This window comes from Candidatus Brachybacter algidus (assembly GCF_016707225.1).
Classification (GTDB): domain Bacteria; phylum Bacteroidota; class Bacteroidia; order Chitinophagales; family Saprospiraceae; genus Parvibacillus; species Parvibacillus algidus.
Genome location: NZ_JADJID010000006.1, coordinates 78,930 through 91,736, shown reverse-complemented (window position 1 = coordinate 91,736; position 12,807 = coordinate 78,930). Strand labels below are relative to the sequence as shown.

10 protein-coding genes and 2 pseudogenes are annotated in these 12,807 nt (G+C 36.2%); 2 read left to right on the top strand and 10 right to left on the bottom strand.

Annotated elements, in window-relative coordinates; genetic code table 11:
* Positions 1-135 precede the first annotated feature (135 nt).
* Positions 136-1,342 (bottom strand): annotated as a pseudogene (locus IPI15_RS16990) (IS256 family transposase).
* 102 nt (positions 1,343-1,444) lie between these two features.
* On the opposite strand from IPI15_RS16990, the gene IPI15_RS16985 reads away from it, so the two are divergent.
* Entirely contained in the window at positions 1,445-3,046 is a 1,602-nt protein-coding gene (locus IPI15_RS16985; RefSeq protein ID WP_287404938.1) for a BspA family leucine-rich repeat surface protein, read from the top strand.
* A 987-nt stretch (positions 3,047-4,033) separates the two neighbouring features.
* On the opposite strand, the gene IPI15_RS16980 is transcribed toward IPI15_RS16985, so the two are convergent.
* From IPI15_RS16980 to ric, 9 genes are all read right to left on the bottom strand, one after another.
* Positions 4,034-4,885: a hypothetical protein gene (locus IPI15_RS16980; RefSeq protein WP_287421511.1), complete on the bottom strand. Its 852-nt coding sequence runs from the start codon at positions 4,883-4,885 to the stop codon at positions 4,034-4,036.
* Positions 4,834-5,166 carry a hypothetical protein gene (locus IPI15_RS16975; RefSeq protein WP_287421509.1) on the bottom strand — a complete coding sequence of 111 codons (333 nt, stop codon included), beginning with the start codon at positions 5,164-5,166 and terminating at the stop codon, positions 4,834-4,836. Before IPI15_RS16975 ends, IPI15_RS16980 begins: the two co-directional genes overlap by 52 nt.
* Positions 5,167-6,533: 1,367 nt before the next feature.
* Positions 6,534-6,962, bottom strand: coding sequence for an RrF2 family transcriptional regulator (locus IPI15_RS16970; RefSeq protein ID WP_287421506.1), 429 nt, complete (start codon positions 6,960-6,962; stop codon positions 6,534-6,536).
* Between the two features lie 2 nt (positions 6,963-6,964).
* On the bottom strand, positions 6,965-7,252 hold the full coding sequence (locus IPI15_RS16965; protein ID WP_287421503.1) for a metal-sulfur cluster assembly factor: 288 nt from the start codon (positions 7,250-7,252) through the stop codon (positions 6,965-6,967).
* A 115-nt stretch (positions 7,253-7,367) separates the two neighbouring features.
* Complete coding sequence (locus tag IPI15_RS16960) at positions 7,368-8,042, bottom strand: hypothetical protein (RefSeq protein ID WP_287421500.1); 675 nt, start codon at positions 8,040-8,042, stop codon at positions 7,368-7,370.
* Positions 8,015-8,563 (bottom strand): hypothetical protein, encoded by a 549-nt coding sequence (locus tag IPI15_RS16955; protein WP_287421498.1) that lies wholly within the window; start codon positions 8,561-8,563, stop codon positions 8,015-8,017. The genes IPI15_RS16960 and IPI15_RS16955 overlap by 28 nt, the downstream gene beginning before the upstream one ends.
* A 1-nt stretch (position 8,564) precedes the next feature.
* Positions 8,565-9,380, bottom strand: a complete 816-nt coding sequence (locus tag IPI15_RS16950) for a DUF2249 domain-containing protein (protein ID WP_287421496.1) — start codon at positions 9,378-9,380, stop codon at positions 8,565-8,567.
* A gap of 99 nt (positions 9,381-9,479) precedes the next feature.
* Positions 9,480-9,854, bottom strand: coding sequence for a hypothetical protein (locus IPI15_RS16945; protein ID WP_287421494.1), 375 nt, complete (start codon positions 9,852-9,854; stop codon positions 9,480-9,482).
* A gap of 190 nt (positions 9,855-10,044) precedes the next feature.
* On the bottom strand, positions 10,045-10,995 hold the full coding sequence (ric, locus tag IPI15_RS16940) for an iron-sulfur cluster repair di-iron protein (RefSeq protein WP_287421491.1): 951 nt from the start codon (positions 10,993-10,995) through the stop codon (positions 10,045-10,047).
* A gap of 336 nt (positions 10,996-11,331) precedes the next feature.
* Between ric and IPI15_RS19990 the strand changes: the two are divergent.
* Positions 11,332-12,701, top strand: a pseudogene (locus IPI15_RS19990) (tryptophanase).
* The last annotated feature ends 106 nt before the right edge of the window (positions 12,702-12,807 follow it).

Below are 12,807 nucleotides of genomic sequence, written 5' to 3'. Positions count from 1 at the left end.
AGAATTATGTGAAATGCAATCAAATCCAGGATCATTAGAGTCAGAATTTTAAAGAACTAAAACATTATTATATGAAAATTATTTTTACACTTGACACTATCCCACAAAGTGTGTAAGTTGTTTTTTTGGGCTCCCCTAAGCTTTCATAAAATTGGTTAATCTCTCTCCAAAGATAATAATAAATTGATTGGTTACCACGCCCCAGTTATGAATAGGCATGGACCATTTCCTTGTAGCTTCTCTTATGGCCAGATAAACTGATTTCATAACAGATTCATCAGTTGGAAAGAAAGCTTGTTTTTTGTATATTTTCTGATTTTTCCATTCAGGTTCTCTATTAAATTAGTTGTATACATAATCTTACGGATTTCTAAGGGGAAGCTGAAAAAGTCGTTAATTCATCCCAGTTAGTCCTCCATGATTGTACTGAATACGGATACTTATCTTCCCAAGTCATTGCAAAGTCCTTAAATGCTGCCTCTGCTGATTGTTTCGTTGGCGCTCCATATATTTTCTTCATATCAGCTGTAAATGGCTTTCGGTCTTTATATGACACAAATTTGCATGCATTTCTGATCTGATGGACAATGCATATTTGAGTGTTTGATTGTGGGAAAACCGTTTTGATCGTTTCCGTAAAACCATTTAAATTGTCTGTAGCTGTTATGAGTATATCATTTACACCACGTGCTTTCATGTCTGTCAATACACTCATCCAAAAGCTGGAGCTCTCTTTCCACCCTAGCCACAAACCCAACACTTCCTTTATACCATCTTGCCTCAGGCCGATCGCTATATAAATCGTCTTGTTTATTACCTTGGATTGTTCTCTTACCTTAAATACAATTCCATCTAACCAGACAATCAAATAGACATCTTCCAGCGGCCTATTTTGCCATGCTACAATATCCTCTGTTATAGCATTTGTTATTCTTGAAATCGTTGAAGTTGATACTTCTACATTGTATAGATCCCTGATCTGGTTTTCTATATCGCTATTACTCATGCCCCTTGAATACAATGAAATGATGATATTTTCTATACCTTCAGCCATTCCTTTTCGCTTTGGAACAAGCATCGGTGAAAAACTACCATCTCTATCTCTTGGTACCTGAATGTTATCCTCTCCAAAACTAGTTTTAATCTTCTTATTACTAAACCCATTTCTTGAGTTTGGTGCACCGGTTTTATCGTGCTTTTCATATCCAAGGTGGCTATCCATTTCGCCCTCTAGTATCTTTTCTATCCCTCGTTTTTGAATCGATGTTAGAAAACTCATCAATTCATCTCCTGTCTTAAATTGCTTTAAAATCTCATCACTGATAAAATCTTTTGAATCCATTTGCTTTTTTGTTTTTCGTTATAAATTTATTCATTTTTATAACTTACACACTTTATGGCTTAGTACCTTACACTTTGTTTCGCCATATTAACAACAAGTCTAATGACTGCCCAGGCTCCATTTATCACTACATGGAAGACCAACAATGCCGGCACTTCATGCAGCAGCTGCATTACCATACCTACTACAGGGACAGGATACAATTACAGCGTGGACTGGAACAATGATGGGATATATGACCAAACAGGTATCACAGGCAGTGTGACCCATAATTTTGGAACACCCGGAACATACACCATAAGGATTACAGGCTCATTTCCCAGAATTTTTTTTAACAATGGAGGAGACGCACTGAAAATCATCAATATTGGCCAATGGGGCGATATTGCCTGGACTAGTATGGCTTATTCATTTTATGGGTGTTCCAATTTGAATTCAAATGCTACTGATGCACCGAATCTTTCTAATGTTACGGATATGAGATTCATGTTTGCTAGTGCCACATCTTTCAATCAGGACATAGGAAGTTGGGATGTATCTAATGTTACAGATATGAGATTGATGTTTTATCAAGCCAACGCTTTCAATCAGAACATAGGAAGCTGGAATACCTCTAATGTTATAAATATGAGTGCCATGTTTCTGAATGCCACAGTTTTCAATCAGGACATAGGAAGCTGGAATACCTCTAATGTCACGGATATGAGTTCTATGTTTCTTTATGCTTCATCTTTCAATCAGAACATAGGAAGTTGGGACGTATCTAATGTCACAAATATGGGTTCTATGTTTCAGAATGCCATGGTTTTCAATCAGGACATAGGAAGTTGGGATGTATCTAATGTTACAAATATGTATATCATGTTTACTAGTGCCACATCTTTCAATCAGGACATAGGAAGTTGGGCGTTAAATCCATCTGTAGTAATGAATGCGATGTTGATTAGCTGTGGAATGGATTGTATAAACTATTCTTCTACTCTTATTGGGTGGAATTCAAACCCATTAACTCCAAATAATCGTGAATTGGGCGCCACAGGCAGGCAATATGGAACAAATGCTGTAAGTGCCCGGACTAATCTGATATCTGGTAAAGGATGGACGATAATTGGCGATTATCCATCAGCAATTTCTTGTAGCCTCCCCCTACCTGTTGTTTTGCACTCTTTCACCGGACAATCAACTTCTTGCGATAACATTCTTTTGTCGTGGATTACTTCCGCTGAAATAAATAATGATTATTTTGAGATTTGGAGAGGTACAAAAGCGGAGGAATTTGTTCCAATAGGAAGAGTTAAGGCGAGCAATAGTTTCAATGGAAGCACTTACAGTTTTACAGATGAAAGTGACCTAAAGTCCGATGGAAATTATTATTATAAGATAAAACAAGTTGACCTGAATGGGTCTGAAAGCTACTTTTATACCATCTCTGTAAGAAATAGTTGCAACAATCCATTTCCCGAAATGACCGTATTTCCGAATCCTGCATCAGACATAATTCATGTTTCATTTTCAGGTTTAGAAAAGGAACTGAAACCGGAGGTGGCGATTATAAATTCATTGGGTAAAGTTGTTAAGATATTGAAGATCAATTCAATTGATAGTAACGAAATTAAAATCAGCGATTTGCCGGAGGGTGTTTATGAGATTCGCACTTTGAATTTAGAGGAGAATATAGGTTATCGATTTATTCATGTAAAGTAGTTTTAGTTTAAAATCAAATATATTTGATCTAGCGATAAACCATACAAAAAATAAAACATGAATTTATAAGCGCTACTCATTGGCAATGATTTTAATATTGCGACATGATCTTATTCATGGGATGATTTAATTACAAACCTACTTAAGAAATTTAGATTAGATGTTCACATTAGTACGGAAAAAACCCCCTTTATCGGCATTGCCGAACAGGACGTAAATAATTACAACGAAAACGTAGATGTCCGATATGTCAAAGACGCGGGCAAGAAAGTTGTGAAAAAGTTAGTAGAGGGAATAAAGATAAAGGTGAATAATAAATAGGAAAATATGGAAACAGTCCAATTGCTAGATCTGGCGCTGAGCGTAGGTTTACCTACGTTCGTGTGTCACCAAAATTTATTTTGACAAAGCCATATACTTCCATTTTCAAAATCCTATATAAACTACAACTTAAGAAGCATCGAAGATAATTTTCCAAATCATACATCGCAACCCAAACACATAAATTCGTGCAAATTCGTGCAATTAGTGGCTAATGCCCTCCAAGCCTTGAAGCCTGCCTGACTGACTAAGCATGGGCGACATCCTCCAGCGTGATACGCAGCCCCTCGCTTGTTCAATCCCTTAAAGGATCAAAATTTGAAGCCAGTCAAATCCCTATGTGTTCTATGTTCCTACATGTTTCAATTAACTTTAAAAAAGAAAGAATATAGAACCAGGGACTGAAGTCCTATCATATTTGTCCTCCGATCCGTTGACACAATTCAACGGCAAATTATTGTTGCTAACCAATTTTAGATACGGTCTGATCGGAGTAGTATTTGACACCAGTCAAAATTCCTTTGCGCACTCTAAAACTATAAAACTATAAAATAACAAAGAAGTCAAAAACAAATAAGCTCTCGTTTAAAATAAAGTCAAAAGAGCTCTGTGAGTCTATTTGTTGAAACCCATTTTCTTAGCATAAATGTGATAATAACTATATTTTTATTTGATATTATATTCCGAAGTAGAATCTACATTGAAATAACTCCCATTCATCTCCCGAATTGGCTTCTCCTTAAAACAATCTAACCACACATTGGGCATAGTTTTCGATTTAACTGCAGTATCCTGTGCAGATACAATTATAAAAGTCCTTTGAACAGGATCTCCTGAAATAATGGAGGCAAATAAACTTTCTACAGGAAGTCCCCAATACATTACATAGGTTTTTTTCAGTGCCTCCGTTTCTGTCAAAATGAGTTTGGTAATATTGTTGGACTTCATTTCATTGAGTCTGGCTTTTGTTGCCTCAACCCGATTATTGTAAACCGCTCCGGCATTAAAAATATTAAATAAACTTATGGCAAATATTCCACCCAACACAATTAATAATCTTTGTTCATTTAAATATTTGCCAATGGAATGCATCAATGGAATTCCAAAAATAATAGTCAGTGGCATCAATTCACTCTCAGAATAAAACGGAATAAATGAATCAAATACGGTCAGAAACAATGCATTATAAATTCCAAAAAATAATAAAATTAGTGTTGTGATCAGATATTTTTTTTCATAAATTGTAATTCCAACTGCTGCAATAAAAACAATTAAAGCCAACCAATATCGAGTGACATACAACCTCATTAATTCACCAAATAGTGGCTTTTCCAAAAAACCAAATACATTAGCCATTCCACTTTCTCCAATCACCGATATTTTGCCGGCGTCATACCACCCACCGAAGACACTAAGCAATACTCGAGCAGTGATGGCCATCATCACAATGGCCGAAAACAGTATAGTTAATTTTGGTCTTTTATAGGTGGTCTTTCCTCGAGCAGGTAATAAACCCATACAAAAGCTACCACAATGATCATCAACGGATGTGTCAAAACAGCCAGAGCTCCAATTATTCCGAAACTGATTAAACGAAACATTAAAGGAGTCTCTCTACTTTTTTGATACTTATATAATCCTAGCCAAAGGAACATCCAACCAACTGCCTGGTGTATTTCATTATTGGTCCAATAAAAGGCATCACTGACCATCAGTGTATAATAAAAAGCCATGACGACAGCAAGTGCATATTCTTTAAATTTGAATACTAACAATGCAAACTGCCAGATAAAATACATTGAATGACGCATTATAGATGTACATTAAGCTCTCGAGTGACATTCCTATTAAGGAGCCGAGCCATGGCCACAATTGAGTAATTATAGAACCATAGCGATGTTCCATAATCATCGGATGACTTTCGTTTAGAATGTTGGTTAGTATGAAAGGTGCATCTACAAAAGCATTCTGGCATGCGTGAAGTAGACAGCCAGCATCAGAATAACAGCCATTACTCCAAATGCAAGTAGCCCAGCAGTTCTATTTATGTGTGGAATTTCCAAATTATACTCTTAATGATCTTTTAATCAAAAAGTAATCCCGAAAGAACCTTTTAATTCAACTTTCGGTAACCTTAATTATTTTTTCTATCTCGTAAATTTATATAAAAATGTTAGATTTTATAAAGTTAAACGATTAGTCAGAATGAATACGGGGCTAATTATATTTCAATGATAATTGCGAGAACAATTAAAATGTAAGCTATTCCGTCAGCTCAACATCACCTGAGCACCCAATCACCCAATCACCCAATCACCTATTTTTCTGAATCACGGATTTTAGGGATTGCTCGGATTTCACTGATTCTACTATAAAATTAGAAGTTAGAAATATGAAATTAGAATGATTACTGGAAGCGACTTTATTTTGGGGTTCCGATTGTTCAATAATCGCCTGAAATTAATAAAAAGAAGTGCTGCTTACTCTTATTACCGATTACTCATTACCGATTACTTATTATTAATTTTTCTGAACCACGCTTGCCTGCCAACAAATGCGGGGAATTAAAGGATTTCACTGATTGCTTTCTAAAATTAGAAGTTAGAAATTTGAAATTAGAATGATTACCGTAAGTGACTTTATTTTCAGGTTCTTATAGTTCGATAATCGCCTGAAATTAATAAAAAGAAGTGCTGCTTACTCTTATTACCCGATCACCCGATCACCCGATTATTAATTTTTCTGAACCACGCTTGCCTACCAACAAAATGCGGGGGAATTAAAGGATTTCACTGATTCTACTATAAAATTAGAAGTTAGAAATATGAAATTAGAATGATTACCGGAAGCGACTTTATTTTGGGGTTTCTATTGTTCGATAATCGCATGAAATTAATAAAAAGAAGTGCTGCTTACTCTTATTACCGATCACCCAATCACCCAATCACCTATTTTTCTGAATCACGGATTTTAGGATTGCTCGGATTTCACTGATTCTACTATAAAATTAGAAGTTAGAAATATGAAATTAGAATGATTACCGGAAGCGACTTTATTTTGGGGTTCCTATTGTTCGATAATCGCCTGAAATTAATAAAAAGAAGTGCTGCTTACTCTTATTACACGATCACCTTATCACCCGATCACCTTATCACCCGATCACTAATCACCCCACCAAATAAGCCATTCCGCTATCCACGGGATCATAGTTCAGCAATCTTTTGTCCAGACACATTTTATTGAATAGGTCTCTTACCGCTTTATAGTCTTCGTGAATAGGACAAGGGTGATCAGCCGAACATTCGCTCAGGCCCAGACCGCATTGATTAAATACATCTTTACCATCTATTGCAAAAACAATATTAATGATGGGTTGATTTTTCTGATCAGCATCAATGTAAAAACCACCGTTGGGCCCCTTGGAGCTGTTGATGACATTTTCTTTGACAAGTGTTTGTAGCATTTTTCCCACAGAGTGCTCGCTTGCATCTATATATTCAGCTATTTCAATAATGCCGGATTTGGCTCCGGATTTGAATTTGGAGGCGAGGAAGATAACTGCTTTAATAGCTGTTTTACAGGTTAGGCTTAGCATAATTATTTATTTAAAAAGATTTGACCTTCTTCCGAAATCATTTCATGACTCCATGCCGGATCGAACGTTAATTCTACTTCTATTGTATAGTCTGCAAATGTATTTTGCAATGCATTCTTAACACCATTTGTAATGGATTGACCCATCGGACAAAATTGTGTAGTCAATGTCATGCTGCAATATACGTTTTTAGCAAGATCATCAAAATCTAATTGATATATCAAACCCAGGTCTACGACATTCAGACCTATTTCCGGATCCAAAACTTCCAAAAGAGCATCGAGGCCCATCGAGCATTTGGCTGTATTATTAGTTAATTATATTCATAGTTTTATAGGTTTATGCATTAATACTTTCAGTACATTCCAGTTATATAAAACGGCTGTAATCAATAGGAAGATTCCCCTACTTCAAAACAATGCTGTTGCCAAACAAAATCCCTAAAGTAAATATTATAAAACCGGCTAAATACGCAATCGCCATAATTTTAAATACACTATTATTAAATAAGTCTTTTGGACTAGGTGTCTTGCCTAGCCCTGATAGATGATGATAAACTTTATTCCACACAATAAATGGGAGTGTTTTAAATGTCATGCCCATTATAATTGCTGTAATCCAACCAAAAAATATAATAAATCCATAAGAAATTATAAGATTCAATTGTTCTCCGGAAGTAAGAATTAAAGTGACAATTACTAAAATTAGAAACACCACCGGAAGCAACAACATGACGACTGAAAGCAAAGATAATTTTACTTGTTCATCTACTTGCTTCCTTATCCTTTTTTTATAAGCCCAATAACAATAATAAATAAATAGACTTATTGCAATGAATACAGTTATCACAGGAATAAATAATAAAGCTTCTCTTCCTGGATAAAGGAATAATATTACGAATATCAGCAATGCCCCATTTATTAGTGCATATATCCACCACAACAATCGAACATTGCTATATTTAGATATTAAAAACATAGGGATCAATCTGGAAGCAACTCCAATGATCAATAATAAAAACCAACCTATTATACCTGCATGAGCATGCAACGTTAAGTAGTGCAAAGAGCTCTCAGGCAATAAAATACTTGTAAAATTATACACCTGCGCAAGCCCCAAAATAGCGGTAAAACACAACCAGGTAGTCGCTGTGAATACAAATACCGCATGGACACTTTCATGCTTACTTTTAACATGCTCACAGCTATGTTAATCATATAAGCGAGTAGAGCCAAGACTACCAACCATCCTCCCCACTGAGCTGGCCAGCGCATATCGAATACATAGAAACCATATACCAGTAGGGGTATTCCAATGGCGGCAAGGATAAAGGATATATAAGCCAAAGTATTACTGTAAAGCTTTGACTCTATCAACACCGGCACTAGCTGGTGACTTGCACCCAAAATGATCATCGTTCCCCAACCCAGTGCCATAGTATGCGTGATCGCCAGGATATGGGGATGAAAATAATGACCCGTAAATGCTTCTGTAGATGTGAGTAAAAAAATGGTAGCAACTAAGAATGAACATGCCGCATATACGTAAAACGGTAATACAACTTTATAGGAAGTGTTTTTTATAGACCCGGCATCAAACATGTTATGCTTTAAATATTAAAAGATATACTTCGCCATCGGCAACGTCCTTGATACGGTAATCAAATTTTCTATCTGCTAATTCAGGCAATAGGAAAACCGGAATTCTTTTGTGTACTACATACAGTGCCTCGCCATCCGGCAGATTGTCCAGGGCATCCAATATAGTAAGCATTGGAAGAGGCATCTCCATATGACGGACATCAATTGTTTGCATTTTATCCGTATATTTTAACAGCACATCATCCCAGCCTTCGCTTGCTTTTTCTGTATCAGGTTCTACAAACTGAGTTGCCTTATTGGTATGGAAATAAGTATAAACCAGATCGTCATTAATTGTTTCAGAATAAGATTCAAGGCCCTGCTTTTCTAATAAAATGATCAGAGGAACGGGTTCAAAACTATTTATTAATTTTAATATCTGCCCGGGTTGTAATTGCTTAACTGAATTCATGATTAAATTAAGCGGATCCTTACCAGATTCAATTAATGTCCGAACGTCCAGCTCGACGATATCTGCAGAATGAATGTTCTGCACAAATAAAGGTACTTGCTTCTGTTCTGCAGGATCTTCTAAAGCTGCATCCTTATCAATCGTAAACCCAAGAGGCTCCAGCTTCTTAAAGAAATCATTTACGGAACAACCACCCACTTTACTTGCCATATTAATAGAGGTGCGGGCTGCCATCAGCTTGCGTAAAAGTGGATTTCTTAATTTATTAAACTTTGACGAAATACTGATGATTGCTTCCAAAGCATCAGGGTTTTCTTTTAGAAGTGTGGAAATTTTGTATTTGCATTGATCGTACTCATTATTCAAAATATTGAGGATAGATATTAATTTGGTTATTTACGAAATCGAATGATTCTTTGCCCTGTTCTAATGAAGTGGCACTCTCAAGTTTTTTATTTTCTTCCATTAATGGTTCCAGCCAATGATGTAAGCATCATGATCAGGACCTTGCATTCTACATTCACTGATCATCACATCAATACCTTCCTGTAATGTTTTACCGGTATTTTTATAATCCTCTAAGGTGACAGGTTGTGATGCAGAGACTATAGAACTTAATGCTGATACATTTTTATTCGTACTGGCGTCTGCTTGCCACTTTGCCCCATTGTTGAGTGTTAGACCATTAACTGCTTCATTTTCATTAACAGTATTATTAATTGTAGTCTCTTCTGACTGAACTTTGGCTTCTTTTTTCTCTGCCGTATTACAAGACTGGAATATACCTATAGTCAAGAAGAATAATGTTGTAATTTTTAATAATTTATTCGTGTATTTCATTTCAGTAAATTAAATAATTAGAAATAATAAGTGTTGTTTGAAAAAAGCTGAAACTTTAGTGGACGCAAGCAAAGGGAATTAAATAACTCCCTTTAATCATCTGTTAAATTAGCCTTCATCAATCGACCTTATGAAGATTTGTCAAGTTTCCTATAATTTGAAACATAACCTTTTTTAAAAATTTCAAGTATCAATTTTGCTCTAATTCCACTGCTTTTGGAAACAAAATATTGTTCTCTAAATGGATATGTAAGTGCAAATCATTTTCAAATTCATCAAGCATTTTATACAACAAACTATAAGAAGCACAACTATCCGAAGGAAGTGTATAATTGTTCGACAATCTTCTAATTTCTTCCAGATTCTTCCCAACAATTTCATGTTCCATTTCCATCATATTGATCGGATTTTGTACTGTGCCAAAATGTGATGCATGAAGAACTTGTTCATTCTTTTTAGCAGAAACTAATTCCTTGATGTAGGGAAAAAGTACTATTTCTTCCTTCATCATATGAGCTGTTAGTTCAGCATTTATCTCATCCACCAGCGATTTGATCTTATGAAGTTCCGGATGTTGTGGGCTGTGAACACCTTCCACCTTAGTCGCATAGGTTACCAGATCTGGTAGAGATTGCTTTACATAGCTATGGTGAGTATTGACAATATAGTCACACAAGAAGTCCAGAGACCATTCCGTATAAGGAATTGGTCTGGAAGTAAGGGATTTGTCAGCCTGTTTTAACTCTTGTTCAATCTTGGTCACATCCAATCCTTTTTCTGCGCATGCCTCTTTGACTGTTTTCTTGCTTCCACAGCAGAAATCGATACCGTATTTTTTAAATACTTCCGCTTTCCGCAAATCTTTAACTGCAATCTCTCCGAGAGTTTCCTCCTTTTCTCCTAAATTACGTTTTGAGATTTTTACTTTCCACCATTCAGGTCCTTCCTCGAGATATTCCCAGCTAAATATATTTCCACGCTCTCCGATTAATTGATAATACAGTGGTTTCGGGTCATGATCGTTGTGAATAATCAGACTTTCACCTTCATTTAATTCATCAAATCGAACGAAGATAGTCGGGTGCTTTTGCCTTGGTTCCAGCAAGGTCACATTAAGGATGTTTTCTATAGTCGCATTCATGTGCTGTGTTTTTAATTATTAATTATAATGCAAAGGTACATCTTTTTTTATAATAAAAGTATTTAAATACTTTTATTTTTGTAACTTCGCCGCGTCAAGCAAAAGAGGAGGTCGTTGGGAAGTTTGAAGCGTATTGATAGAAGTAAGAAGACTGCCAGTGTAATGCTAATTCCAATGATTAATTCTATTAGTTAATTACTTAAGTTTCGATAGTCGAATTCTTGCTATTTAAGAAGAATATGAATCAAGGAACTAAATACCATATCTACCATCTAACATTTACCATATTTAGATTAAATCAAGTTTTATTTTGACATTAACTACTTAATATATTGTATGTATACTATTATTGAACCGTTCCGGATTAAATCTGTCGAACCCATTTATTTTAATACCAAAGAAGAAAGAATACAGATACTTGAAAAGCCTTTTCAATCTTTTTCACATTCACTCCAAAGATGTTTTAATTGATTTGCTTACCGACAGCGGCACGAGTGCCATGGAGTAGCAATCAATGGGCCGGCATCATGCAGGGTGACGAGTCTTATGCAGGAAGTCCAAGTTTTTTCCGATTTGAAAAGACCATTCAAGATATCACCGGCATGCCATTGGTTATCCCCACGCACCAGGGCAGAGCAGCTGAGAAGATCCTGTTCAGCGTGCTTGGAGGCAAAGGAAAATACTTTGTTAGTAATACTCTTTTTGACACTACTCGCGCCAATATTGAAGTGACAGGTGCTGAAGGCGTCGATCTTCTTTGTGCTGAAGGAAAACTCCCCTCTGTGCCCGCACCCTTCAAAGGCAATATGGATACGGAGGCTCTCAAAGCATTCATTGCCGAAAAAGGTGCCGAAAATATTCCTCTGCATCCTTACTGTTACTAATAATTCCGGTGGAGGGCAACCGGTGAGTATGGAAAATATCAGAACCGTAAAAAATATTTGTCAAGAAAACAACATTCCACTTTTTATAGATGCCTGTCGATTTGCAGAAAATAGTTGGTTCATCAAACAACGGGAAGAAGGCTATGCCGATAAAACGGTCAAGGAAATAGCTCATGAACTTTTTTCTTATGCAGAAGGATGTACTATGAGTGCGAAAAAGATGCGTTCGCTAATATCGGTGGTTTTCTTGCTATGCATGATGAAGATTTGGCGCTACAGTGTCGCAATTTACTGATCATTACAGAAGGATTTCCAACTTATGGAGGTCTCGCAGGAAGAGATTTAGAAGCGATAGCAATAGGCCTCGAGGAAGTACTTGACGAAAATTATCTACAATACCGAATCAGAAGTATAGAATACCTCACTGCAAAATTAATCGAAGCCGGAGTGCCGGTAATGCAACCCGCCGGAGGACATGCCGTATATTTAGACGCTAAGGAAATGCTACCTCATATTCCGCCTTCTCAATACCCCCGCACAGGCATTGGCTGGTGCTTTATTTCTCGAAGGTGGGATAAGATCTGTAGAGATTGGTTCGCTTATGTTTGGTAAATATGATGAGAACAAAATTTGATTCCTTCCCGAATGGAATTAGTAAGATTGGCCATCCCTAGACGAGTTTACACCCAAAGCCATATTGATTATGTAGCTGAAGTGATTATCGAAGTGTATAAAAACAAAGCAACTATCAAAGGATTACAAATCACTGAAGAAGCACCCACGCTAAGACACTTTACAGCAAAATTAAAACCTATTCAATAAATATATTTAAATGAAAAGTATAAAAAGTAGCTGGGCAGAACCATATAAAATAAAAATGGTAGAGCTGTTAAAGATGACAACTTTAGGTAAAAGGAAAGCATCATTC